This is a genomic window from Nucisporomicrobium flavum (assembly GCF_016464385.1).
Taxonomy (GTDB): Bacteria; Actinomycetota; Actinomycetes; order Mycobacteriales; family Micromonosporaceae; genus Actinoplanes; species Actinoplanes flavus_A.
This window is the reverse complement of sequence record NZ_JADMLH010000008.1, coordinates 45,592-70,610: the sequence shown is the minus strand read 5'-3', so window position 1 is coordinate 70,610 and position 25,019 is coordinate 45,592. Positions and strand designations below refer to the sequence as shown.

The 25,019-nt window shown below is 71.8% G+C and carries 22 protein-coding genes and 1 pseudogene; 4 read left to right on the top strand and 19 right to left on the bottom strand.

Going from position 1 to position 25,019, the window contains the following annotated elements; translation table 11 throughout:
- Positions 1–85: 85 nt before the first annotated feature.
- The 4 genes and pseudogenes from IT780_RS20225 to IT780_RS20210 form a co-directional block, all read right to left on the bottom strand.
- Positions 86–1,765, bottom strand: a complete 1,680-nt coding sequence (locus IT780_RS20225) for a monocarboxylic acid transporter (protein WP_199513178.1) — start codon at positions 1,763–1,765, stop codon at positions 86–88.
- Between the two features lie 116 nt (positions 1,766–1,881).
- A pseudogene (locus IT780_RS20220) lies at positions 1,882–2,199 on the bottom strand (DUF485 domain-containing protein); the annotation flags it as partial.
- Positions 2,200–2,308: 109 nt separating this feature from the next.
- A complete protein-coding gene (locus tag IT780_RS20215) occupies positions 2,309–2,893 on the bottom strand; it encodes a flavin reductase family protein (RefSeq protein ID WP_372443739.1) in 585 nt (194 codons plus the stop codon).
- Entirely contained in the window at positions 2,826–3,224 is a 399-nt protein-coding gene (locus IT780_RS20210; protein ID WP_199513175.1) for a hypothetical protein, read from the bottom strand. Before IT780_RS20210 ends, IT780_RS20215 begins: the two co-directional genes overlap by 68 nt.
- Before the next feature lie 187 nt (positions 3,225–3,411).
- Here IT780_RS20210 and trpS point away from each other — a divergent pair, with 187 nt between their 5' ends.
- A complete protein-coding gene (gene trpS, locus IT780_RS20205) occupies positions 3,412–4,437 on the top strand; it encodes a tryptophan--tRNA ligase (protein WP_199513174.1) in 1,026 nt (341 codons plus the stop codon).
- Here trpS and IT780_RS20200 read toward each other — a convergent pair.
- From IT780_RS20200 to IT780_RS20145, 12 genes are all read right to left on the bottom strand, one after another.
- On the bottom strand, positions 4,431–6,023 hold the full coding sequence (locus IT780_RS20200; protein WP_199513417.1) for an ABC transporter permease: 1,593 nt from the start codon (positions 6,021–6,023) through the stop codon (positions 4,431–4,433). The genes trpS and IT780_RS20200 overlap by 7 nt on opposite strands.
- Positions 6,020–6,796, bottom strand: a complete 777-nt coding sequence (locus IT780_RS20195; protein WP_199513173.1) for an ABC transporter ATP-binding protein — start codon at positions 6,794–6,796, stop codon at positions 6,020–6,022. The genes IT780_RS20200 and IT780_RS20195 overlap by 4 nt, the downstream gene beginning before the upstream one ends.
- Before the next feature lie 139 nt (positions 6,797–6,935).
- Positions 6,936–7,604 carry an SCO2207 family protein gene (locus tag IT780_RS20190; RefSeq protein ID WP_233413186.1) on the bottom strand — a complete coding sequence of 223 codons (669 nt, stop codon included), beginning with the start codon at positions 7,602–7,604 and terminating at the stop codon, positions 6,936–6,938.
- 95 nt (positions 7,605–7,699) lie between these two features.
- Complete coding sequence (locus IT780_RS20185) at positions 7,700–9,325, bottom strand: sodium/solute symporter (RefSeq protein WP_199513172.1); 1,626 nt, start codon at positions 9,323–9,325, stop codon at positions 7,700–7,702.
- Entirely contained in the window at positions 9,322–9,726 is a 405-nt protein-coding gene (locus IT780_RS20180) for a DUF485 domain-containing protein (protein ID WP_199513171.1), read from the bottom strand. The genes IT780_RS20185 and IT780_RS20180 overlap by 4 nt, the downstream gene beginning before the upstream one ends.
- Positions 9,727–9,816: 90 nt before the next feature.
- Positions 9,817–11,415, bottom strand: a complete 1,599-nt coding sequence (locus IT780_RS20175; protein ID WP_199513170.1) for a DUF4153 domain-containing protein — start codon at positions 11,413–11,415, stop codon at positions 9,817–9,819.
- Between the two features lie 17 nt (positions 11,416–11,432).
- The gene (locus IT780_RS20170; protein WP_199513415.1) at positions 11,433–12,458 is read right to left on the bottom strand and encodes a sensor histidine kinase; all 1,026 of its coding nucleotides are present in this window, start codon (positions 12,456–12,458) and stop codon (positions 11,433–11,435) included.
- A 14-nt stretch (positions 12,459–12,472) separates the two neighbouring features.
- Positions 12,473–13,162: a response regulator transcription factor gene (locus IT780_RS20165; protein ID WP_199513169.1), complete on the bottom strand. Its 690-nt coding sequence runs from the start codon at positions 13,160–13,162 to the stop codon at positions 12,473–12,475.
- 167 nt (positions 13,163–13,329) lie between these two features.
- Complete coding sequence (locus IT780_RS20160) at positions 13,330–14,073, bottom strand: LytR/AlgR family response regulator transcription factor (RefSeq protein WP_199513168.1); 744 nt, start codon at positions 14,071–14,073, stop codon at positions 13,330–13,332.
- A complete protein-coding gene (locus tag IT780_RS20155; RefSeq protein WP_199513167.1) occupies positions 14,070–15,281 on the bottom strand; it encodes a sensor histidine kinase in 1,212 nt (403 codons plus the stop codon). Before IT780_RS20155 ends, IT780_RS20160 begins: the two co-directional genes overlap by 4 nt.
- A 49-nt stretch (positions 15,282–15,330) precedes the next feature.
- Positions 15,331–16,893: a sugar transferase gene (locus IT780_RS20150; protein WP_199513414.1), complete on the bottom strand. Its 1,563-nt coding sequence runs from the start codon at positions 16,891–16,893 to the stop codon at positions 15,331–15,333.
- 196 nt (positions 16,894–17,089) lie between these two features.
- Positions 17,090–17,950, bottom strand: coding sequence for an Fpg/Nei family DNA glycosylase (locus IT780_RS20145; protein WP_199513166.1), 861 nt, complete (start codon positions 17,948–17,950; stop codon positions 17,090–17,092).
- A 24-nt stretch (positions 17,951–17,974) separates the two neighbouring features.
- Between IT780_RS20145 and IT780_RS20140 the strand changes: the two genes are divergently transcribed.
- On the top strand, positions 17,975–19,165 hold the full coding sequence (locus tag IT780_RS20140; RefSeq protein WP_199513165.1) for a glycosyltransferase family 4 protein: 1,191 nt from the start codon (positions 17,975–17,977) through the stop codon (positions 19,163–19,165).
- Between the two features lie 31 nt (positions 19,166–19,196).
- Positions 19,197–20,705 (top strand): arylsulfotransferase family protein, encoded by a 1,509-nt coding sequence (locus tag IT780_RS20135; RefSeq protein WP_233413183.1) that lies wholly within the window; start codon positions 19,197–19,199, stop codon positions 20,703–20,705.
- Between the two features lie 6 nt (positions 20,706–20,711).
- Here IT780_RS20135 and IT780_RS20130 read toward each other — a convergent pair whose 3' ends face one another.
- The 3 genes from IT780_RS20130 to IT780_RS20120 form a co-directional block, all read right to left on the bottom strand.
- Positions 20,712–21,422 (bottom strand): CDP-alcohol phosphatidyltransferase family protein, encoded by a 711-nt coding sequence (locus IT780_RS20130; protein WP_307831277.1) that lies wholly within the window; start codon positions 21,420–21,422, stop codon positions 20,712–20,714.
- 85 nt (positions 21,423–21,507) lie between these two features.
- A complete protein-coding gene (locus IT780_RS20125) occupies positions 21,508–22,569 on the bottom strand; it encodes an iron-containing alcohol dehydrogenase family protein (RefSeq protein ID WP_199513163.1) in 1,062 nt (353 codons plus the stop codon).
- Positions 22,557–23,288: a phosphocholine cytidylyltransferase family protein gene (locus tag IT780_RS20120; RefSeq protein ID WP_199513162.1), complete on the bottom strand. Its 732-nt coding sequence runs from the start codon at positions 23,286–23,288 to the stop codon at positions 22,557–22,559. The genes IT780_RS20125 and IT780_RS20120 overlap by 13 nt, the downstream gene beginning before the upstream one ends.
- Positions 23,289–23,557: 269 nt before the next feature.
- Between IT780_RS20120 and IT780_RS20115 the strand changes: the two genes are divergently transcribed.
- Entirely contained in the window at positions 23,558–24,652 is a 1,095-nt protein-coding gene (locus tag IT780_RS20115; protein ID WP_199513161.1) for an aminotransferase-like domain-containing protein, read from the top strand.
- Positions 24,653–25,019: the final 367 nt, after the last annotated feature.

Here is a 25,019-nt window from a genome sequence, read left to right as displayed (position 1 = left end):
TCTTGACTTCATCCCCGGCCCTTTTTGGGGGGGGGGGGCCGCCCCGCATTGCGCGCGGGGCCCCCCCAGCGTTCACATTCGCCCGTTAGTGGGCGCCGTGCCCGGTCAGCGACCGGACCTCGAGCTCGGCGTACTTGTCGGCGTCCGACTCCTTCGAGATCACGGTGCCGATCCAGCCGCACAGGAAGCCGATCGGGATCGAGATGATGCCCGGGTTGGAGAGCGGGAACCAGTGCCAGTCGCTGTCCGGGAACATCGCCGTGGGCGAGCCCGACACGACGGGCGAGAAGAACACCAGGAACACCGCGCTGATCAGGCCGCCGTAGATCGACCAGAGCGCCCCCGAGGTGTTGAACCGCTTCCAGAACAGGCTGTAGAGGATCGCCGGCAGGTTGGCGGAGGCCGCCACCGCGAACGCGAGCGCCACGAGGAACGCCACGTTCAGGCTCTGCGCGAAGATCGACAGCACGATCGCGATCGCGCCGATGACGAAGGCGGAGATGCGGGCGACCCGTACCTCGTCGCGCTCGCCGGCCTGGCCGCGCTTGATGACGCTGGCGTAGAAGTCGTGCGCGACGCTCGACGACGACGCGAGGGTCAGGCCGGCCACCACGGCGAGGATCGTGGCGAACGCGACCGCCGCGATGATCGCCAGCAGCACCGCGCCGCCGGTGTCGCCACCGAAGTAGTCGATGCCGAGCTTCTGGGCGAGCTGCGGGGCGGCCGTGTTGCCCGCCTTGTCCTGCGCGGTGATCGCCTTGCCGCCCACCAGGGCCGCCGCGCCGAAGCCCAGGGCCAGGGTGAACAGGTAGAAGGTGCCGATGATGCCGATGGCCCAGAGCACGCTCTTGCGGGCGATCCGGCTGGTCGGAACCGTGTAGAAGCGGGTCAGGATGTGCGGCAGGCCGGCCGTGCCCAGCACCAGCGCGATGCCCAGCGAGAGCAGGTCCATCTTGCTGTAGAACGTCTTGGCCGCGTCGCCTGCCGTCTCGACGCCGTACCGCAGGCCGGGTTCGAGGAATGCCGTGCCCTTGCCGGACTGCTGCGCGGCGTCGCCCAGCAGGCTGGACAGGTTGAACTTGTAGTGCGCGAGCACCAGCAGGGTCATCACCAGGGCGCCGCTCATGAGCAGGAACGCCTTGACGATCTGCACGTACGTGGTGCCCTTCATGCCGCCGACCACGACGTACACGATCATCAGCGCGCCGACAAGGATGATCGTCGCGATCTTGGCGGTGTCGGCGTCCATGCCCAGGAAGGTCTGGCCGGGCTTGATGCCGAGCAGCAGGGACACGAGCGCGCCGGCGCCGACCATCTGGGCGATCAGGTAGAAGATCGACACGACGATGGTGGAGACGGACGCGGCCGTGCGTACCGGGCGCTGCCGCATGCGGAACGCGAGCACGTCGGCCATCGTGTAGCGGCCCGAGTTGCGCAGGAACTCCGCGACCAGCAGCAGCGCGACGAGCCACGCGACCAGGAAGCCGATCGAGTAGAGGAAGCCGTCGTAGCCGTACAGGGCGATGAGGCCGGCGATGCCCAGGAAGGACGCCGCCGACATGTAGTCGCCGCCGATCGCCATGCCGTTCTGGAAGCCCGAGAACTGCCGGCCGCCGGCGTAGAAGTCGGTGGCCGTCTTGGTCTGGCGGCTCGCCCAGATCGTGATCGCGAGGGTGATCGCGACGAAGACCAGGAAGAGGGTGATGGTCAGCGTACGGCTGGTCGAGGTGGTGCCCTCGGCGGCCAGCAGGAAGTGACTCTCCATTACTTGGCCGCCTCCGGGTCCGTGGTGGTCGACTCCGTGGTCGTAGCGGTGGTGGCGGTCGCCTCCCGGTCTGCGCCGGCGGCGGCCTCCCGGTCACGGATGCGTCCCGCGAGGGCGTCGTCCAGCTCGCCGCCGATCTTGTCGGCGGTCGGGTCCAGCTCCCGCGCCGCGTAGCGCGAGTAGTACCAGGCGATCAGGAACGTCGTGACGAACTGCAGCAGCCCGAACAGCAGCGCGACGTTGATGTTGCCCACCAGCTTCACGGACATGAAGCCACGGGCGTACGCGGACAGCAGGACGTACAGGGCGTACCAGACGAAGAAAGCGATCGTCATGGGAAAGACGAAGTTGCGCAGCTTGCGGCGCAACCCCGCGAACTCTTCGGAACGCTGGACCTCGAGATACCTGTCGGTCGAAGTCGTTTCGGTTGTCAACGTGGCTCACCACCTTCGTAGGGGCGGGTCTTTCCGGCACCGTACGAAGCAGTGGCGTCGATCACTGGCCGCCGGTCGGGAGGTGCGCCGAGCGGCAGTCAGGGTGCGCTTACCGGTCGAGTGACCGGTAACGGCCCCGGAAATGCATCAGGGGTCCGGCGTCCGCCTCGCCGAAGCTCACCGTCTCGATGGTGGCTTCCACGAGCAGCGCCCACCCGTACGGCCGCTCGCCGTCGAGCCGGCAGCCCGCCCACGTCCCGGCACCGGCCGGTACGGGCCCGTAGTCGGTCTCCACCCAGTCCCCGCCGGCGAACAGGCCCCCCGGGGCGGGCATCAACCCGGCGAACTTGTCCGCCAGTTGCTGGTCGCCGGGGTGCAGCGGCGTGACCGTGAAGCGCTTGGCGGTGGCGACGGCGTCCCAGAAGTCGCTCTCCTCGTCGACGAGGCCCAGGACACGGCCCGGATCCCCGTCCGCCACGAGCATCGAGGAGACGGTGAGGCCCGCGGGTCCCGGGGCCGTCCACAGCGTGACCGGCGCGGCGAGGCGCCCGCGGAGCCGGCGTACCGGGGACTTGTCCCGGTCGGGCGTGGCGAACGGGTCGCTGGAGTGGATGTGCGCGCCGGGCTCAGGATTCACGTGAAACATTCTGCCGCTGGACGGTACGGCGCCGAAGCACCACGTACCCGATGGCAAGCGCGATCCAGACCGGGGACGCGGCCGCCGCCCACGGGTCGTGAGCGTGCAGGAGGCCGCGCAGGAGGAGAGTGACGGCGCCGACCGACACCGCCAGGACGGCGTACGTGTCCCGGCGCGTCCACGCGGGGTCGTCGCGGCGGGAATCGGTCCGGAGCATCGTGGCGGCCACGGCGACCAGGACCAGCGCCACCGCGACGAACGCCAGACCCATCAGCTGTCCCCGGCTCAGCTTCTCGAGGGCGGACGCCGCCGCCCACGCGCCGAACCACGACGTGAGGAAGAGCCGCCCGGACCGCTCCGTCGGCGAATCCGGGTCGATCACCGACATGCCCACACGGTAACCAGGGGCGTCGACCGGCGACCGGACGATATGCTGTGCCCATGAATTCCGCGCGCGTGCAGGGCTGGTGGCCGTCCTAGAGGACGGCTGACCCCACGCGTACGGGCCGTCCGATCGGACGGCCCGTTTCCGTATCTCCCTCAGGGCCGTCCGCGACTCTCGAGGAGAAAAGGTCATGACCATAACCACGAGCCCGCTCGAGGATCGGATCGACGCGGCACCGCACGACTTTCGCGTGCTCACCGGCGACCGGCCCACCGGCCCGCTGCATCTCGGCCACTACTTCGGGACGCTGCGCAACCGCGTACGCCTGCAGCAGCGCGGGGTCGACATGTTCGTCATCGTGGCCGACTACCAGGTGCTGACCGACCGCGACGTGGCCGAACGCCTCCGCGAGACGGTGGACGGGCTGCTGCTCGACTACCTGGCGGCCGGGCTCGACCCCGACCACGCCACGATCTTCACGCACAGCTCCGTGCCGGCGCTCAACCAGCTGCTCCTGCCGTTCCTGAGCCTGGTCAGCGTGCCGGAACTGCAACGCAACCCGACGGTCAAGGACGAGATCGCGCACTCGCGGCAGAGAACGGTGAGCGGGCTGATGTTCACGTACCCGGTGCACCAGGCCGCCGACATCCTGTTCTGCAAGGGCAACCTCGTGCCCGTGGGACAGGACCAGATGCCGCACATCGAGGTGACCCGTACGGTCGCGCGGCGCTTCAACGAACGGTACGGCCCGGTCTTCCCCGTACCCGAAGGGCTGTTGAGCGTCGCCCCCGTCCTGCCCGGCACCGACGGCCGGAAGATGAGCAAGAGCCGCGGCAACGCGATCGCGCTCTCCGCCACCCCCGACGAGACGGCCCGGCTCATCAAGGGCGCGACCACCGACGCCGACCGGACCATCACCTACGACCCGGACCGCCGCCCCGGCGTCTCCGGCCTCGTCCAGCTCGCGGCGCTCTGCCTGGACCGCGACCCGCACGAGGTGGCGGCCTCCATCGGCGACGCGGGCGCCGCGACGCTGAAACGGACCGTCACCGAGGCGGTCAACGAGTTCCTCGCGCCGATGCGGCAGCGCCGGGCCGAGTACGCGAACGATGTGGGCTCCGTACGCGAGGTGCTGCGCAGCGGCAACGCCCGGGCCAACGCGATCGCGGACCAGACCCTCCAGGAGGTGCGCGCCGCCATGGGCACGACCTACTGAGCGGCGCTCACGGTGGCGAGCAGCTCGGGCATGCGGCGGTCGAGGCTGCGGCCGGCCAGTCGCAGTCCGAGCAGGAAGCCGGCCGACCCGTACGCGATCCCGACCGGCAGCCCGAGCCAGAGCCAGACGTCGTCGAAGAAGTGGGCGCCCAGCTGCAGCGGCAGGGTGGCGAGCGCGGCCGCGATGAGTGCGGCGAAGCTGAGCAGGCCCTTCGCCGTGCCGCCGCCCGAGGACATCGCGAACGGGTTGGCCGTCTCCGGCAGGGCGTACGCCGCCCGGACCGACATCGGGAGCACGACCGCCAGGGCCATCCCGTAGCCGGCGACCAGCGCGCCGAACGCCGCCGGGATGGCCGCGGGCCGGTTCGTCACGATGCCGGCGACCACGGCGATGGTGACGAACGCCGGGCCGGCGTACGCGGAGAAGCCGGCGATCCGGGATGCCAGCTCGACGCGCCCCGGGACGCCGGCCACGACGTTGGCCGCGTAGGCGCTGCCCTCGAAGCCGAACTGGTTGGCGAGGCTGACCGCCGCCAGCGCGCCCACGAACACGAGCATGCCGGTGGGCAAGCCGCCCGAGCCCGAGCTCACCGTCAGCATGACCGGGAGGAAGACGCCGATCACGCTGAACGTGATCAGGCTGGCGCGCCGCCGGGACTCCCGCCACCAGTAGCGCAGCTCGCGGGCCGTGAGCGCGCCGAAGCGGGTGGCCGGCAACCAGCGCGGGACCAGCTGCTCGACCGGCGGCCGGTCCGCCGCCGATCGCTGCCGCGCCCGGCCCTTCCCCGCGGTGCCCAGCATCGCCCGCTCGAGCGTGGCCGCCCACCAGCGGAGCAGCAGACCGATCGAGATCAGGACGATCGCGAGCTTGACCGGCACGGCCCACCACCGGCCCGCCACCACGTCCGGACCCATGCTGTACGGCGCGCCGAGCGGCGTCCACGCGACCACGTCGGCCACCCGGGCGACGCCTCCCCAGTCAGCGCGCTCGGCGCCGGCGAGGGCGGCGAGCTGGAGCGGGCCGAGCAGGGCTGCGGTGACGGCGAGCAGCACGGTCGCCAGGTCACGCGCCCGGCGGCTGCGCAGCGCGGTGGCGAAGGCGCTGGTCACGGACCGGCTCAGCGCCGCGCACAACAGCAGGCCGGTCAGCACACCGACGAGCTGGACGAGGGCTGCCGCCGGGCCGCCCAGCCGGGCCGCCGAGTGGACCATGCCGAGCGTGCCCGCGAACGTGGCCACGGCCGGCACGCCGACCAGCGACGCGGCGAACAGCCCGCCGATGAGCGTGCGGCGGGGCAGGGGCAGCAGGGCGAACCGCGCCGGGTCCAGCGACTCGTCCACGCCGAAGAACACCAGCGGCAGGAACAGCCAGCCCAGGACGACGACGGCGCCACCGAGCGGCAGGACCACCTCGGCAGCGCGTTCCTCGCCGAGGAGGCCGGCGACGCTGAAGGCCGCGTACCCGCCGACGGCCGCGATCGCCGCGAGGACCGCGCCGAGCACGAACAGCGCCACCCGCCAGGACTGCCCGCGCAGGCCGTTGGCGGTCAGGCGGAGCTTCAGCCGTACGAAGTGCCGCACGCTCACAGCCACGCGAGCTCCGAGCCGGTCGCCGTCCGCCCGCCGACCACCTCGACGAAGACGTCCTCGAGCGACCGGTCGCCGCGAACCTCGGCCAGCGTGCCGCGGACCCGGATCGTGCCGTCCGCCATGATCGCCACGTGGCTGCAGAGCCGCTCGACCACGGCCATCACGTGGCTGGAGAACACCACGGTGCCGCCGCCGGACACGTACCGGTGCAGGATGTCGCGGATCAACGCCGCCGAGACCGGGTCGACGGCCTCGAACGGCTCGTCCAGCACGAGGAGCCGGGGCGCGTGCAGCATCGCGCAGGCGAGACCGATCTTCTTCTTCATGCCCGCGGAATAGTCGACGACGAGCGTACGGTTGCCCGCGCCCAGCTCCAGCACGTCCATGAGCTCGGCGCTGCGCTGGTTCACCACGTCGGCGTCCATGCCCCGCAACAACCCGTGGTACGCCAGCAGCTCGCCGCCGGTGAGCCGGTCGAACAGCCGGGCCCCGTCGGGCAGCACGCCGATCCTCGCCTTGGCCGCGGCGGGGTCCGTCCACACGTCGTACCCGAGGATCCGGGCCGTGCCCGCGTCGGGCCGCAGCAGGCCGACGGCCATCGAGAGGGTCGTGGTCTTGCCGGCGCCATTGGGGCCGAGCAGGCCGAAGAAGGAACCGGCCGGGACATCAAGGTCGATCCCGGCAACCGCGACCTTTGTGTCGAATCGCTTGACCAGACCGTGCAGCGCGAGCGCCGGATCGGGGCTTACGCGCTGGTGGGGGACGGTCATGCCCCCGAACCTAGTGGGTGGCGAGCGGCCCGGGCCACCCCGTGTGGGGCCCGGGCCGCTCCGCTTGCGAAAGCGCGCCGCTTTCCTGTGCCCGCGCGGCTTTCTCCGCTTGCGCGGCGCTATCGGCCTGTGTGGCTTCTCAGCCGACGCGTTCGATGACCGCGCGCCGGATGAGGAACTTGCCCGATTCGCGTACCTGCTCGAAGGCCGCGTTGTTGAGCAGCACGCAGCTGCCCGACGGGGTGGCCACCTTCACCGTGATGCTCTTGTTGTTGTCCAGGTTGGTCACCTTGAGGGTGGTTCCGATGGGGAACGTGCCGCTGGACGCGGCCGGGGCGCCGCCCTCGCCGGAGAGCGTCACGGTGCTGCCCTTGCAGACGACGTCGCCGCTTTGCTGGCCGCCACCCTGCTGCCCACCTGCCTGCTGGCCGCCCTGCTGCCCACCTTGCTGCCCGCCTTGCTGGGCGCCGCCGCCCTGCTGGCCGCCCTGCTGGGCGCCGCCGCCCTGCTGGGCCGGGGGCTGGGCCTGAACGTTGCCGGTGCAGCCGGCGGCGGCGCGGCGCTGGTTGATCAGGTCGACGACGGCCTGGCGGTTCGCGATCCGCGCGTCGGAGAGGGCATCCGGATTGGCCTTCTGGCCGGCGATGAAGGTCAGGTTGTTCTGCAGGGCGGTGTCCAGCCCGGCGCAGCTCTCGCCCGCGCTGCTCATCCCGGTACTGACGGCGAAGGCGCCGCCCGCGAGGGCCGCCGCCGCGACGCCGATGATCACCTTGCGCGTCCGGCCGGTCAGTCTGCTTCTCCGGTACATGCACCGCTCCTTCGGGTATCGACGAGCTGCGACGTTGCAGCATCGTTATCTACGGAGCGTCCACACCGAAGGGTTCAGGTAACTTTGCTAAAAATTTAGAGCCGGAGCTCCTCGGGCGCGTGCAGGCGCAGCATCGTGGCGCCGATATCGGAGGGTATCCGCCGTTTCGTCAGCAGTGAACCGGCGACCATCACGACGAACGCGAGCGGTACGGTCCACGCGGCGGGCTGGGCGATGAGCTGCGCGTACCGGCCGTCCAACGGCGGTCCCATCACGGTGAGTAGAACCGCGGTCATGGCCGCGCCGCCCCCGGCGAGGATCCCGGCAGCCGCGCCCACGTCCGTCAGCCCGCGCCACCAGATTCCCAGCACGAGCAGCGGGCAGAAGCTCGAGGCGGCCACCGCGAACGCCAGGCCGACCACCCGGGAGACGTCCATGTTGGACACGTACAGGGACAGGCCCAGCGGAAGGACCGCCGCGAGGACGGTGGCCAGCCGGAAGTCGCGCACCGACCCGCCGCGCTCGGCATGCAGGATGTCGGTGAACACCACCCCGGCGACGCTGGTCAGCAGGCCGGACGAGGTCGACAGGAACGCGGCCAGCGCGCCGGCGGTGACCAGCGCGCCGAGGAACTGCCCCAGATGGCCGCCGCCGAGCGCCGCCTCCGGCAGCAACAGCACCACCGCGTCGGTCTGCCCGGTCATCAGCAGTTGCGGGGTGTACACCCGGCCGAGGACGCCGTACAGGGTGGGCAGAAGGTAGAAGAGGCCGACCAAGCCCAGCACGACCAGGGTGGTCCGGCGGGCCGAGGCGCCGTCCGGATTCGTGTAGAAACGCACCAGCACGTGCGGCAGGCCCATGGTGCCCAGAAACGTGGCCAGGATCAGCGAATACGTGGCGAACAGGCTGGCGTCGCCGCCGGGCAGCAGCCACGCGGCGCCCCGGTTGTCGTCGACGGAGCTGACCTCGGGCACCCGATCGCCGGCCGCGAAGCTCAGCTCCTGCCCGGCGTGCACCTCGGTGATGCCGTCCAGCACGGCGTCCTGCTGCACCACGACGGTGGTCGAGGTGGCGAACACCGAGCCGGTCGGCGGCGTGACGGCGGGCCGGCCGTCGGACTGCCACTGCAACACCAGGAAGATGACGGGTACGGCCAGAGCGGTCAGCTTGAGCCAGTACTGAAACGCCTGCACGAAGGTGATCGCCCGCATCCCGCCCAGCGCCACGTTCGCGGTGACCACCACGCCGACCAGCAGGGCGCCCCACTCGTACGGGGCCCCGGTGACCGTGGTGAACGTCAGGCCCGCGCCCTGCAACTGAGGCACGAGGTAGAGGCAACCGATGAAGACCACGAACACCGTGGCGAGGCGGCGCAACAGCGGCGACCGCAGCCGTACCTGACAGAAGTCGGGCAGCGTGAACGCCCCGGACCGGCGCAACGGCGCTGCCACGAACAGCAGGAGCGCCAGATAGCCGGCGGCGAACCCGACCGGGTACCAGAGCACGTCGACGCCGTACCGCAGGACGAGCCCGGCGACACCGAGGAACGACGCGGCGGACAGGTACTCGCCGCTGATCGCCGCCGCGTTCCAGGAGGGGCTGACGGAGCGGGAGGCGACGAGGAAGTCCGAGGTGGTCCGGGCGAAGCGCAGGCCGTACGCCCCGATGCCGATCGTGACCAGCACGACCACGACCAGCCCGGGAACGACGTACGGGTTCACGCTTCCGGCCTGCGGATCACGGCGGTGAAATCCTGCTCGTTGCGTTCGGCCCAGCGCACGTACGCCCACCCGACGCCCAGCAGGAACGGGAAGGAGAACAGCCCGAGCAGCAGCCACGGCAGGTTGACGCCGAGCACCTTCACCCGCCCGACCGCGGGCGCGACCGCGAACAGCAGCGGCAGGGCGCCCAGGCCGGCCGCCACGACCAGGCTGAGCCGGATCGCGAGCGCGAGCTGGGCCCGGACCAGGCCCTTGACCAGCGCCTCGCCGACCGGGGTCTGCTCGGCCAGGTCGGCGCGCACGGGATCGGGCGAGGCCCGCCGGGCCGCGGCTGCCTCCCCCAGCACGACCCGCGTCCGCAGCGGCGGCCGCCCGCCCGCCTCGCCCGGGTCACCGTTCATGACCGGCAGTCTTGCCGCTCGGCCACCAAAGTCAAGGCATCACCACCTGCAAGGGCGCGCCGGACCCCATCCCCGGGAGCGTTCGGGTCATCACTCGGTGGCGTAGGGGCGCGGGCACGTGAGCGAGAAGGCCGGCGGGTTCTTCGCGAGCACGTCGCGGGCCTCCTCCCGGCCGAGGCTCCAGCCGCGCCAGTCGTCGGGGTGCTGGTCGAGGCGCCGGTTGATCGGGTCGAGGGCGCAGTCGCGGTGCGGGCCGTCGAGGCGGTTCAGGGCCGGGACCGCGTCCGCCGACAGGTTCGACAGGTACGCGGTGTCGATGCGGTGCGTCTGCTCGTACCGGGTCACGTTGCGGTCGGCGATGAGGCGGTCCGGGTTGACGGCGGCGAGCCCGAGCAGCGCGAGCACCCCGGCCGCGACGACCGCCTGGGGCAGCCAGGGGGCGCGCAGCCGTACGCCCGCGGCCAGCACCAGCAGGAACACCACGCCCAGCCACACCTCGCAGAGCGCCACCAGCACGCGCAGGCGGGTGAGGCCGTACGTGCCGGAGTAGACGTTCATGCGGTGCAGCGCCGACGCGACGACGACCAGGGTCAGCACGGCCAGCGCCCCCAGCACCGAGCGGATCAGCAGCCGATCCGTACGCGTCTCCCGCGGCGCCCACCGGGCCGCCCCGGCGAGGACGAGCAGCGTCAGGCCGGTGACGACGAGGAGCTGCCAGAAGCCGCTGCGGGCGTACTGGGCGTAGGTGAGGCCGTCGGTGTCCAGCACGTGCCGTGACCCTCCGAAGAGGACGGTCAGCTGGACGGCGACGAACAGGCCGAAGAGCAGCACCAGCAGGGACAGCGGGATGGCCCATTCGAGCCGGGCGACCCGTCGCTTCCCGGGACCGTCCAATCCCGACAGCTCGGGCGGCGCGGCCCGCAGGAACGCCGCCCCGCCGAGCACGCAGGCCGCCACGCAGAAGACGAAGACCCAGCGGGCGAGCGTCGCGACGTCGATGTCGGGGACGACCGAGGCGACCAGGCCGGCGAAGGCGGCGTCGGCCGAGGCGAACAGCGACCCGAACACCACCAGCAGCGCCACCGACACCCCGACCGTCGCCGTGACCCGCAGGCCGCCCCCGGCCCGGCGGAGCACGGAGGCACCGCGGGCCAGCCACGGCAGCGAGCGCATCCCGGCGAACGGTGTCATCAGGGCGGCCAGCACCACGCCCCGCGCCGAACGCCCACCGGCCACCGCGAGAGCCCCGGTGAGCAGGGCGGTCAGCACGCAGAGCACGAACAGCCAGCCGGCTGCCCGTACGGTGCCGACGCTCAGCAGCGCCACGGTCGCCGCCGACCAGCCGAACCGTTCCGGCCCCAGCGCCCGGGGCTGCCACGGCACCAGCGACGCCGGCCCCGCGTGCCGGCTCGGAACGGCGCGGGCGGCGATCAGGGCCGCGACCCCGGCGACCGCGGTGGCCGCCCAGCCGGCACCGCCGCGGTCGAGCGGGACGCTGAGCGCGGCGACCACCCCGGCAGCGCCGACGGCGGCCACGGTGGCCGGCGAGGCGGGCCGGCCGGGACCGGGCCAGCGGCGCCCGAAGAGCGAGACGTCCGCCCACGGGCCGTGCAGCGGCGTTGTTTGCCAGGCGCCCACCGGGGCGGGCGTTCCCACCCTTTTCGGCGCGGCATCGTTCGTCGAGACCATGTCGTCCCCCGTACAGATCAGGCCGGTTGCAGCGGCAGGGTCACGTGGATGTGGCAGCCGGCGCCGTCGTCGAGGGGCGGCGGGTCGACGACGGCGATCGTGCCGCGGTGCAGCTGGACGACCCAGTGGGCGATCGCCAGGCCGAGGCCGGTGCCGCCGCCGCGGGCACGGTCGCCGCGGGTGAAGCGTTCGAAGACCCGTTCCCGGTCGGCGGGCGGGATGCCGTCGCCCTCGTCCGTGACGACGATCCGGACGTGCTCGTCGTGGCGTTCCGCGCGGAGCGTGACGGTGCCGCCGGGCGGGCTGTGCCGGGCCGCGTTGTCCAGCAGGTTGGCGAAGACCTGGTGGAGGCGCTCGCGGTCGCCGGTGAGCCGGATCCTCGGGGAGGTGACCTCGAAGCGGACGTCGTGCCCGGTGCCGTCCGCGTTGACCCGAGCCTCGCGGACCACGTCGGTGAGGAAGTCGTGCAGGTCGATGAGGTCGTGCGCGAGCGGGACCACGCCCGCGTCCAGCCGGGACAGGTCCAGCAGCTCGGTGACCAGCCGGCCCAGGCGTTCGGTCTGGGCGAGGGCGGTGCGCATGGTGTCCGGCTCGGCGCTGGAGACGCCGTCGACGATGTTCTCCAGGAGACCGCGGAGGGCCGTGATCGGCGTCCGCAACTCGTGCGAGACGTTGGCGATCAGCTCGCGCCGCTGGCGGTCCGCGGCGGCGAGGTCGGCGGCCATCTGGTTGAACGCGGTGGCCAGCTCACCCACCTCGTCGCGGGAGGTCGCGCGCACCCGGCGCGTGTAGTCGCCGCGCGCCATGGCCTTGGCCGCCACCGTCATCTCGCGCAGCGGCACGGTCGCGCCGTGCGCCGCCACCTGCAGCGTCACCAGGCCGAGCGCCACCGCGATCGCGAACCAGGACAGCTCGACGCGCATCCAGTCGAGACTCCACCAGAAGATCAGCAACCCGACGCCGCCGGCCAGGCCGAGCGCGACGGAGAGCTTCGCCTTGATGGACCGTACGGGGTCGAGCGGCCGCGGCAGCCAGCCGAGCATCCGGGTCAGCAGCGTCACCGCGTCACCTCCAGCGCATACCCGACGCCGTGCACCGTGCGGATCAGGTCGGCGCCGAGCTTGCGCCGCAGGCCCTTGATGTGGCTGTCCACCGTGCGCGTGCCGGAGGCGTCGGCCCAGCCCCACACGTCGGCGAGGAGCCGCTCCCGGGGCAGGACCGTGCGGGGGCGCCCGGCGAGGTGGACGAGCAGGTCGAACTCGGTCGGGGTCAGGTGCGCCTCGCGGCCGGCGCGGTGCACCCGGCGCTCGGCGAGGTTGATCTCGAGGTCGCCGAGCCGCAGCGTCTCCGGTGCCGCGGGGGCCGTCGTCTTGGCGACCCGGCGCAGCAGGGCGTGCACCCGCGCGGTGAGCTCGCGCATCGAGAAGGGCTTGGTCAGGTAGTCGTCCGCGCCGACCGCGAGGCCGACCAGCAGATCGGTCTCGTCGTCGCGGGCGGTGAGCATGAGCACCGGCACCGGTCGCTCGGCCTGGATGCGCCGGCAGACCTCCAGCCCGTCGAAGCCGGGGAGCATCACGTCCAGCACGATCGCGTCGGGGCGCTCCCGCCGGGCCGCCTCGACCGCCGCGGGACCGTCGTACGCGAGGAGGACCTCGAAACCCTCGGCCCGCAGCCGGGCCGCCACCGCGTCCGCGATGGTCCGCTCGTCCTCGACCAGGAGGATCCTGCGCGCCGCCGTGCCGTTCATCCGTGCCTCCCGCTGCCGCCGAACCCGCATCGTGCTGGTCAGCCGCAAGGCAGCCTATTGATCGGGCGTGCAGGCGCGGGGGTGGAGTTGTGGACAACTCGTGAAGATCGACGGCCTGTGGATAACTCTGGGGACAACCCGGTGGACCTGTGGACAACGCTGTGGATTCAGCGGGTCCAGTCGTTCTTCGCGGCCCGGATCAGCTTGTCCTTGAGCTCGCGCGTGTGCCGTCGGCTGACCGGCAGCTCCGCGCCGTCGATCGTCACCACGTACCCCGACTGGGTGAGCCGCAGCTCCGCGACCAGCCGCAACTGCACCAGGTACGACCGGTGGATCCGCACGAACCCGGCGTCCGCCCAGCGCTCGGCCAGCGTCGCCAGCGACACCCGGACCAGGTGTGAGGCGTCGGCCGTGTGCAGCCGGGCGTAGTCGCCCTGGGCCTCCACCCAGCGCACCGACGAGCGCGGCAGCATCTTCGTCGTGCCCGCCAGCTCGACCGGGATCGTCGGCTCGTCCTCGCGCTTCGCGGGCGCGGGCGGCTGGACGGCGCGCAGGCCGGCGACCCGGCGCAACGACTCCCCCAGGCGCTCCGCCCGGACCGGCTTGCGGACGTAGTCGGTCACCCCGAGGTCGAAGGCGTCCACCGCGCCGTCGTCGTACGCGGTCACGAACACGATCGACGGCGGCCGGGCGAACCGGCGCAGGATGCGGGCCAGCTCCATCCCGTCCAGCCCGGGCATGCGGATGTCCAGGAACACCGCGTCGACCTCGGTGTCGCGCAGCACGCGCAGGGCCTCGGTGGCGTCGCCCGCGCGGTGCACGTACGCCACCCGGGAATCGGCGTTCAACAGGTACGCGAGCTCGTCGAGCGCCGGCGGCTCGTCGTCCACAGCGAGAACAACCAAGCTCACGCTCGTACCCCTGGGTGGAATTTCGGCACCCGCATGCTCACTTTCGTCCCCGCTCCCGGCGCGGTCTCCACCACCAGGCCGAAATGGTCGCCGAACACCGAGCGCAGCCGCTCGTCGACGTTGGAGAGGCCGACGTGCCGGCCCGCGTCGTCGCCCTTGCCGTTCGCCGCCTCCGCCACCCCCTCCGCCAGGGCCGCGGGGTCCATGCCGACCCCGTCGTCCTCGACCGTGATGTGGCATTCGGCGCCGGCGTCGCGCGCCTCGATGCTCACCATACCGACGCCCGGCTTACGGGACAGGCCGTGCCGGACCGCGTTCTCCACGAGCGGCTGCAGGCACAGGAACGGCAGGCCGACCGGCAGCACCTCGGGCGCGATCTGCAGGCGGACCTGCAGGCGGTCGCCGAAGCGGGCCCGCTCGATGGTCAGATAACGGTCGATCGAGCGCAGCTCCTCGGCGAGCGTCGTGAACTCGCCGTGCGCCCGGAACGAGTAGCGCGTGAACTCGGCGAACTCCAGGATCAGCTCGCGGGCCCGCTCGGGGTCCGTACGCACGAACGACGCGATCGCTGTCAGCGCGTTGTAGATGAAGTGCGGGCTGATCTGGGCGCGCAGGGCGCGTACCTCGGCGCGGGCGAGCCGTTCCCGGGACGAGTCGAGCTCCGCGAGGGCGAGCTGCGACCCGGCCCACCGGGCGGTCTCCATCGTCGCCTGCACGAGCCCCGGCGCGGGCTGATCCTCGGCGACCGCCACCAGCGCCCCGAGCGCCTGCCCGTCCGGGCCGGTCAACGGCGTGATGACGGCTCCCCGCACCACGCAGTCCATCCGGTCGCAGGGAAGCTCCGCCATGCCCAGCACGATCGAGCGGTTGTTCGCCGTCGCCCGCCGGGCCGCCGCGACGAACTGGTCCCCGTGGTGGCCGCCGCGGCCGTCGAAGGCGAGGCAGCGTTCCCCGTCGGAGACGGCCAGGCCCACGGCGCCGACGAGCCGGCGCAGGTGGCGGGCCGATTTCGCCGCCGTCGCCGCGGTCAGGCCGGTGCGCAGCGGCTCGGCGGCCAGGGAGGCCGAGTGCAGCACCTCGTACGTGGCGCGCTGGCCCGCGGTCGCGATGCCTCGGCGGGCGCGCAGGCGCAGCACGGCCGCGACGGCGCCCGCCAGCGCGGCGAGCACCGCGACGACGGCGAGGATGCTTCCGGCCTGACCGCTCACGCACGCATCCTGACCGCAAGCGCCCCGGAACGCCAGGCGCGCACGAGGGTCAGTAGGCACCCTTGCGCTTGAGGACCACCCCGACGGTGCGCCACAGGATGCTGAGGTCGTACGTGAGGGACCAGTTGTCGACGTAGTAGAGGTCGAGCCGCACGGCCTCGTCCCAGGACAGGTCGGAGCGGCCCGAGACCTGCCACAGGCCGGTGATGCCGGGCCGGACCAGCAGCCGGCGCCGGACGTCGCCCAGGTAGTCGCCGTCGTCGGCGGGCAGCGGGCGCGGGCCGACCAGCGACATCTCGCCGAAGAGCACGTTGATCAGCTGCGGCAGCTCGTCCAGCGAGGTGGCCCGCAGCTTCTGCCCGAAGGAGAAGATCCGCGGGTCGTTCTTCATCTTGAACAGCATGCCGTCGGAGTCGTTGAGCTCCTCCAGGCTGGCCTTGCGCTCCTCGGCGTCCACGTACATGGTCCGGAACTTCCAGACCCGGAACGTGCGGCCCTCGTGACCCACGCGCGGCTGGCGGAAGAACACCGGCCCGGGGTCGGACAGCCGGATGCCGAGCGCGATCACCCCGAGCACGGGCGCGAGGAAGAGCAGGCCGAAGAAGGCGACGACCCGGTCGAGCAGGTTCTTCGCGAGCCAGCCCGGCCCGGAGAGGGTCGGCTCCTCCACGTGCAGCAGCGGCAGGCCTTCGATGGGCCGGATGTGCACGCGCGGGCCGGCGATGTCGGTGAGCTGCGGCGCGACCACGAGGTCGACGCCGGTGCCTTCGAGCTGCCAGGCGAGGCGGCGCAGCTCACCGGGCTCCGCGCTGGCCGAGCCGCACACCGCGATGGTGTCGGCGCCGACCTCCCGGACGAGGGTCAGCACGTCGCGGGCCGCGTACACGGGAACCGGGGTCTCGATGCCCCGGGAGGCCGCGTAGCCGTCGGTGATGTGGATGGCCACCGGGATGAGGCCGGCGGCGGGGCTGCGGGTGACCGCGGTGTAGACCTCGAGGGCCTCCGGCAGCGTGCCCATCAGGATCATCCGGTGCGCGCCGTAGCCGGTCTTCTTGCGGGCCACGTGCAGGATCTGCCGGGCCGAGTAGCGACAGAACAGGATGAAGATCAGCGACGCGGTCGTGACGTACGCGATCGTGACACGCGACAGCTGCGTCTTCGTGGCGAACGACAGCAGAGACACGCAGGCCACGACGGTGACGAAGCCGCGGACGACCCGCTTGAACTCCTCGCTGCCCAGGCCGAGGTAGCGGCGGTCGTAGCTGCCGTTGCCCCAGAGGATGATCACCCAGCCGAGCGGCAGGCCGACGAACGCGACCAGGTAGAAGATCGTCCGCTGGCCCTGGAAACCGGAGATCGCCTTCTCGATGAAGGTGACGGCCAGCCAGCTGGCGACGACGGCGGAGAGCAGGTCCAGCAGGACCAGGATCGCCGTGTACGGCCGGTGCCAGGTCGACAGGCGGCGGTGCGAACGGGTCCACGCGGACCGGGGCACGCCGTTACTCGGCGGTGGTGGCTCCTGCTGCCACTCGAAGCTGTCGTACGGCATGCCGCTCCGGCTCCTGCTGGTGCTGGACGCCGGGCGATGGAGGCTCGTGGTCACCTCGCCTATGTCCTCCCGCATCACGTACCGCCCACACCGAGAACATTACGCACCGCCACGACCCCCGGGCATCTTGGCGGGTCGACGATCCCCTGCGCGCCGAGGACGAAGCACGGGACCGAGCCACTATACCGATGGAACGACGGAGTAGAAGGTGACGTTGTGGCCGCTTTCCCCCGGGAGACGACCCACCTACGCTGCGTGACTATCGGATCAGCTTGGACAGGCGTCGATCCGCGAGTGGCTTCCCGCCGGTCTGACACGTGGCGCAGTACTGGAGGCTCTTGTCGGCGAACGAGACCTCGCGCACCGTGTCGCCGCAGACCGGGCAGGGCAGCCCGGTGCGGGCGTGCACCCGCATGCCGGCCCGCTTCTCGCCCTTCAGCTCGGCCGCCTTCTGACCCACCGACCGCGCCACCGCGTCGGTCTCCACCTGCCGGGTCGCCTCGTACAGGGTGGTGAGCTGCTCGTCGGTCAGCTTGCTGGTCAGCGCGAACGGCGACATCTTCGCGACGTGCAGGATCTCGTCCGAGTAGGCGTTGCCGATGCCGGCGAGCACCTCCTGGTCGGTCAGCACGCCCTTGATCTGCCCGTTGCGGCTGCGGAGGCGCTCGGCGAACCGGTCGCGGTCCACCTCCAGCGCGTCGGGGCCGAGCCGGGCCACGCCGGGAACCTCCGCCGGGTCGCGCACCAGGTACGCCGCCAGCGACTTCTGCGTGCCGGCCTCGGTCAGGTCGAAGCCGGAGCCGTCGTCGAGGCGTACCCGCAGCGCGATCGGCCCGCTCCCCGGCTTGAGCGGCGCGGGCGACTTGAACGCGTCGCGGTAGTGCAGCCAGCCGGCCCGGGCGAGGTGCACGACGAGGTGCAGGTCGTCGCCCAGGGACACGTCGAGGAACTTGCCGTGCCGGCCGGCGTTCGTGATGGTGAGACCCGCGACCGCACTCGGCGGCGGGTCGTACGTCTTCAGCGCGCTGAACGAGGACACCTCGAAGCGCTCAACGGTATGGCCGACCGCACGCTCCCGCAGGTACGCGGCGAGCGCCTCGACCTCGGGCAACTCGGGCACGACCTCAATGTAGCGTTTGTCGCCGTGAAGGTCGTCGTTGCGCACAACCGGTACCGCGAGGCGATCCCCTCGGGGGAGAACGTCATCGTCGACACCGAGATAGCCCAGCTCACCGCGGCGGGCATCGACGTGCTGCCGTTCCAGCGGTCCTCCGACTCGATCGGCGACCTGCCGCTCGCCCAGAAGGCGCTGCTGCCGGTGTCGCCGATCTGGGGGCGGGCGGCGCAACGGGACCTGGCCGAGCTGCTGTCCCGGGAGCGCCCGGACCTGCTGCACCTGCACAACCCGTACCCGCTGCTCTCGCCGGCGGTGATCCGTACGGCGCACGCCCACGGGGTTCCGGTCGTGCAGACCGTGCACAACTACCGGCAGGTGTGCTCGTCCGGGCTCTACTTCCGTGACGGCCACAATTGCCACGACTGCCGAGGAAAAGCCTTCGGCTGGCCCGCCGTGCAGCACAAGTGCTACCGCGGCTCGGCGGCGCAGAGCGCGCTGATGGCCACGACGCTCGCCGTGCACCGGCCGACGTGGAAATCCGTGGACCGCTACATCGCGCTCACCGGGCGGATCGCCGCGCACCTGCGCGACTACGGCATTCCGGACGACCGCATCGTCGTCAAGCCGAACGGCCTGCCGGACCCGGGCGAGCCGGCCCCGCTGGGCGACGGTTTCCTGTACGGCGCCCGCCTGTCCCCCGAGAAGGGTCTGGCGCTGCTGCTGGACGCCTGGCGGCGGCACCCCGTCGGCGCGCTGGGACAGCTGCGGATCGCCGGCGACGGGGAGCTGCGGCCCCTGGCCGAGCAGGCCGACCGCGAGCGCGCCGACGTGACCTACCTCGGCCCCCTGGACCGGGCCGGCATGGAGGCCGCCCGGCGCGACGCCTCGGTGGTCCTGGCCGTGCCGACCTGGAACGACGTGCTGCCCACGGTGATCCTCGAGGCCATGTCGGCCGGGCGGCCCGTGCTCGGCACCGACGTCGGCGGGATCCCGTACCTGCTGGGCCTCGACGAGCCGGTGGCACCGGCCGGGTGGGCCGTGCCGCCCGAGGCCGGCGCGCTCGCCGCGGCGCTGCCCGTCGCCCGGGCGGAGGCCGCGCGCTTCGCCGGGGCGGCCCGCGACCGGTATCTGCGGGCGTTCCACCCCGACGTGGTGACCCGGCAGCTCATCGACATCTATAAGGATCTCTCAGCGAATTCCCACACCGCACCTAGGTAGACGCACGTCGAAGTGGGGAATGCTCCCCGTCATGACCTCACGTCGTACCGTGCTGCTCGGAATCGGAGGCGCCGCCGTGCTCACCGCGGCGGGCGGAGGCGTCGGCTACGCGATCGGGCACGCCGACGACCCCGAGCCGGCGACGGCGCCCGCGGCCCAGGCCGCGCCGCCCAAGTACCGCTCCCGGCCGGACCTGCGCACCCTGCCGGACGTGACGATCACGACCCCGGCGAACGGTACGGCGCCGGGCTACGTGTACCTGACCCCCGCCTCCGGGACCGGGCTGTGGGGGCCGCTCATGGTCGACGACAAGGGCTCGCCGGTCTGGTTCCGCAAGGTGCCCGACCCGGCGACCGTCGCGATCGACTTCAAGGCGCAGCAGTACCGCGACAAGCCCGTGCTGACCTGGTGGGAGGGGACCATCGGGGGCACCGGCGGGCAGGGCGTCGGGCAGGGCGAGTTCGTCATCGTGGACACCGCGTACCGGGAGATCACCCGGGTGCGGGCGTTCGGCACCGAGCAGGCCGACCAGCACGACTTCGTGATCACGCCGAACGACACCGCGATCTTCTGGGTGTACGACCCGGTCCCGTACGACCTCTCGGCGGTCGGCGGCCCCAAGGACGGCGTCCTGCACGACTGCGTGATCCAGGAAATCGACATCAGGACGGGCAAGCGCCTCTTCGAGTGGCGGGCCCGGGACCACGTGGGCGTGGACGAGTCGTACGCGCCGCTGCCGGTCGGCGAGTCGGCGCACCTTCCGTACGACTACTTCCACGCCAACTCGATCGGGCTGGACGCGGACGGGAACCTGCTGGCCTCGGCGCGGCACACCTGGACCACGTACAAGATCAACCGAAGGACCGGCGAGCTCATCTGGCGCATCGGCGGCAAGAAGTCCGGCTTCGCCGTCGAGGACCGGGCCAAGTTCAGCTGGCAGCACGACTTCCGGCGCCGCCGCGACGGCTCGTACAGCGTCTTCGACAACGCCGCGGGCATCACCAAGGACCGCGAGCAGTCCCGCGGGCTCATCTTCAAGGTGGACGAACAGGCTCGCCGGGTCACGTTCGTGCAGGAGTTCCTGCACCCCGGCAAGCTGTCCGCGCCGACGCAGGGCAGCTTCCGGGAGCTCGCCGACGGCGGCTCGTTCATCGGCTGGGGGCAGATGCCCTACTTCACCGAGTACGCACCGGACGGCACCGTACGCCTCGACGGGCACCTGCCGCTCGACAACCAGTCGTACCGGGCGTACAAGGCGGAATGGGCCGGGGCGCCGCTCGACCAGCCGGCGATCGGCCTGCACGTCGACGGTGGCACCGTGATCGTCAGCGCCAGCTGGAACGGCGCGACCGGGGTGGCCAAGTGGCGGGCCCGCGCGGGTGGGCAGCCCGGCGCGCTGACCCAGACGGTGGAGGCGCCGCGGACCGGCTTCGAGACCACGCTGACTCTTCCGGGCACGCCCGAGTACGTGGTCGCCGAGGCCCTCGACGCCGCCGGCAAGGTGCTGGGAACGTCCTCGGCCGTGCCGGTCCGCGTGTGAGGGCTCTCAGCCGCGCAGGGCTTCCCGGCCGGCGAACGCGATGCTGGCCGCCAGGAACGCGCCGTTGATCAGCGTGAACGCGCCCACCACCCAGATCGTCCACTGCGGCGCGACGGTCAGGACCACCCCGGCCAGGGCGATCACCGCGCCGTAGTCGCGGACCAGCTTGACCACGCGTACGGGCAGCGAGCGGCTCGTGACCATGCTGGCGGCCTGCGAGCCGGTCTGCATCACCGACGTCACCAGGTTGACCATCCAGGTGCCCGCGAACGCCGCCAGCAGCCACGCCGGGGTGGCCGGTACCTGCGCCTCGGCCATCGCGGACAGGGCCGCCACCAGCGCGATCTGCGCCGCCACGTCGCAGAGCACATCCACCCGGCCGCCTGCTGGGCCGGCCTGGCCGGTGACCCGGGCCAGCTGGCCGTCCGAGCAGTCCAGGGCGTACGCGAACTGCCAGCCGAGCAGCGCGAGCAGCCCGACCGGCCACGCCCACACCCGGCCGTCGGCGATCGGCTGGGCCGCCGCCACGACGACGAACGACACCAGGCAGCTCAGGCCGAGGTTGGCGACGGTGAGCACGGTCGGCGCGAGCCGGCGCTTGTGCGCGAAGACCGCGATGCGGGCACCGATGCGCTGGCTGACGGCCTCGCTGAAGAGTCCGCCGCCACGATTCACCGCGTAGAAGTCGGCCGCCGTGGGCCCCGCCGCCCCGGCCACTGTGGTGGCGTTCGGACCGGGCCTGTCCGAGGGGCCGGAACCCGCGGGCCCGGGCCGCCCCGGGCCGGGCGCGGAGCCGCGTGGGTCAGCGGCCGGCGACGGCATCGACATACTCGGCCAGCTTCCTGCGGATCTCGTCCGGCGACATGGTGAGGTGCTCGAGGATCGTGTACCGGTCCGGCCGGGTCCTCGGGGCGAACTCGACGATCTCCACGAACTGCTCCGCGTCGAGGCCGACGTCCGCCGGCGTACGCGGCAGCTGGTGCCGGGCGAGGCAGTCCGACATCTGCTTGAAGCGCCGCTCGTCGCCGCGCAGGAAGGTGCAGAACAGCGCACCCATGCCGGCGAGCTCGCCGTGCGACGCGGTGCCCGGGAACAGCGAGTCGGTCGCGTGCATGATCTCGTGGCAGCCGCCGCTGGACGGCCGGCTGCTGCCGCACACCGCCATGGCGAGCCCGCTCGAGATCAGTGCCTCGGCCAGCACCGTGACGAAGGCGTCGTCGGTCATGTCGCCCGGCATGTTGAGCACGGCCTCCGCGCCCATGCGGGCGAGCGAGGCGGCGAGCCCGTCGACCGGTTCGCCGCGCACCTCGCGGGCCAGCTCCCAGTCGGCGAGCGCGCTGATGTTGCTGATCACGTCGCCGATGCCCGAGCGGTTGACGCGCTCCGGGCCGTTCTCGACGAAGTCCAGGTCCACGATGACGGCGATCGGGATGTGCACGCCGTACGAGCCCTTGATGCCGTCGTGGATGAGGCTGGCCACCGGGGAGGCGACGCCGTCGTTGGCCAGGCTCGTGGCGACCGAGACCATCGGCAGCGCGTACCGGGTGGCGGCGTACTTGGCCGTGTCGACCGTCTTGCCGCCGCCGATGGCCACGACCGCGTCGTACGCCCGCGACCGCAGCTTGTCCCCCAGCTCGATGGCCGCGTCGAGGGTGCCGCCCGTGGTCATGTAGACGTCCGCCGAGTGCAGCGACGGCCGGATCAGCTCGGCGATCTTCTCGCCCTGACCGGGGCCGACGACCACCGCGACGTCGCCGCCGGAGGAGATGCGCCCGTCGGCCAGGATGCTCCCGAGATCCGCGACCGCGCCCCGCCGCACGTCGATGTGCAGCGGCGTCTGGACGCTGCGGGCTAGTAACGGCATGCGATGTCCCGCGCCTTGGCCAGGTCCTCGTGGTTGTCGACCTCGACCCACGGGATGTCACCAATGGTGGCCGCGCGGATCTCGCCGCCGCGGTTCGCGTACTCCTGGTAGCCGTCCTCGTAGTAGAGGTTGGGGTCGCGCTCCCAGGTGGCCTTCAGCGAGTCGGCCAGCTCGGCGGCGGCGGACGCCTCGATCACGGTGGCGCCGATGTACTCGCCGAACGCGTCGGCCGGGTCCATCAGCTTCGTGATCTTCGTCAGCCGGCCATCCGCCGAGAAGATGGTCTTCATCTCCTCGTCAGCCAGCTTCTTCACATTGTCAACGGCGAGAAGGATGCCCGGTCCACGGTTCTCCAGAAGGGTCTGCTCGACGCTCACGGGGTGCACGGTGTCGCCGTTGACGAGCAGCGCGCCCTCGGCGAAGCGGTCACGCGCGAGCCACAGCGAGTACGCGTTGTTCCACTCCTCGGCCTTGTCGTTGTGCACGAGGGTGATTTTCACGCCGTACTTGTCCTCGAACGCGTCCTTGCGTTCCTCGACCGCGTTGGCGCAGTAGCCGACGACGATCGTCACGTCGGTGAGCCCGGCGGCCGCGAGGTTGCGCAGGGAGATGTCCATGATCGTGGTCTCCCCGTCCACGGGGACGAGCGCCTTCGGCAGCGTGTCCGTGTACGGACGCAGCCTGCGTCCGGCGCCGGCGGCGAGTACCAGACCGATCATGGGGTGGTTCCTTCCGAATCGAGGGGGGTGCCAGCCGAGGATAGCGGTGCGTTCACATACCGGGAGCGCTGCCGGACCGGCCGGCACCCGCCGGTGCTCGGATGTCCGGAAAGTCCGGTCAGCAGGCCACCCGGAAAAGCTTGCGCCCGGCCGCGCCGCGACGGGGAGAAAATGCGGCCGTCGCCGTGCGGGACAGGAGCACCGGCGAGCCGCAAGGGCCCTTGGGTGCACGGAAAAATGATATAGAGCCTGCTCGTAAGCTTGTGGGCATGACCGCTGAGCAGCTGATCTCATTCGCAAGAGGCGCCCCGTCCCTGGACATCGTCGACGTGGAGGGCCTGAAGGCCGCCGCCGCCCGGGCGTTCGACGCCGATCCGGCCGGTGTGACCGCGTACGGCACGTCGGTCGGTTACATCCCGCTGCGCAAGTGGATCGCCGAGAAGCACGGGGTCTCCCCGGAGCAGGTCATCGTGACCAACGGTTCGCTGCAGGCGGACGCGTTCCTCTTCAATCACCTGGTCCAGGCCGGCGACGACGTGGTCGTGGAGAAGCCCACGTACGACCGCACCCTGCTGAGCCTGCAGAACCTCGGCGGCAAGGTGCACCAGGTCACGATCCAGCCGGACGGCATCGACGTCGAGGAGCTGCGCGGGCTGCTGGAGTCGGGGCTGCGTCCCAAGCTCGCCCACATCATCCCGAACTACCAGAACCCGGCCGGTGTGACGCTCTCGCTGGAGAAGCGCCGGGTGCTGCTCGACCTGGCCGCCCAGTACGGCTTCACCATCTTCGAGGACGACCCGTACGCCGACATCCGCTTCCGCGGCGAGGCGCTGCCGTCGATGCTGTCGATGGACGAGAACAACTCGGTCGTTCACGCGTCCAGCTTCACCAAGACGGTGTGCCCCGGTGTCCGCGTCGGCTACCTGGTCGGCCCGGCGGCGCTCATCGACGCGATCGCGAAGAAGGCCACCAACCTCTACATCTCGCCCGGCATGGTGTCCGAGGCGATCGTGCACCAGTTCTGCGTCTCCGGTGACATCGACCGCTCCATCCAGACGGTCAGCGCGGCCCTCTCCGAGCGCGCCCGGGTCCTCGGGGAGTCCATCCGTCAGCACATCCCCGGCGCCACCTTCACCGAGCCGGACGGCGGCTACTTCCTCTGGGTGGACCTGCCCGAGGACGTCGACGTCGACCAGCTGTTCCCGGTCGCCATGAAGAAGGGCGTCGCCATCGTCAAGGGCAGCGACTTCCTGCTCGACGGCGGCAAGCACTCGGTGCGGCTGGCGTACTCGGCGGTGACCGTGGACCAGATCGACGAGGGTGTCCGGCGGCTGGCCGAGGCGATCGCCGAGACCCGCGCCTGATACCTGCCCGACTGTCGGATTCCCGACAGTTACGGCCCCGTGCCGGTTCTGGGTTTCCCCCGGAACCGGCCCACGGCCCACAATGCTTGCTGCGTCAAACTGCATGACCATGCGGTGTGACGCGTCGACACCCACCCCCGCCCCCCCCGGCGCCGGGCGGGCCGCTCGCACCCTTCACCCCCCCGAAATGCGGCCGGTCCGTCCGGCGCCACCTTGCCGGAGGCGCCGCGTCGCGCACCGCCCCACCGCGCTGCCGTGCCCTCGGCGGCCGGCCTGAACAGCATGCTCATGCGCCGCGAGGCATGTGGCGCGTAAGGACTGGGCAACCTCCCAGGCGTAACCTCGTGCGGGCCCGCCACCGCAGTCC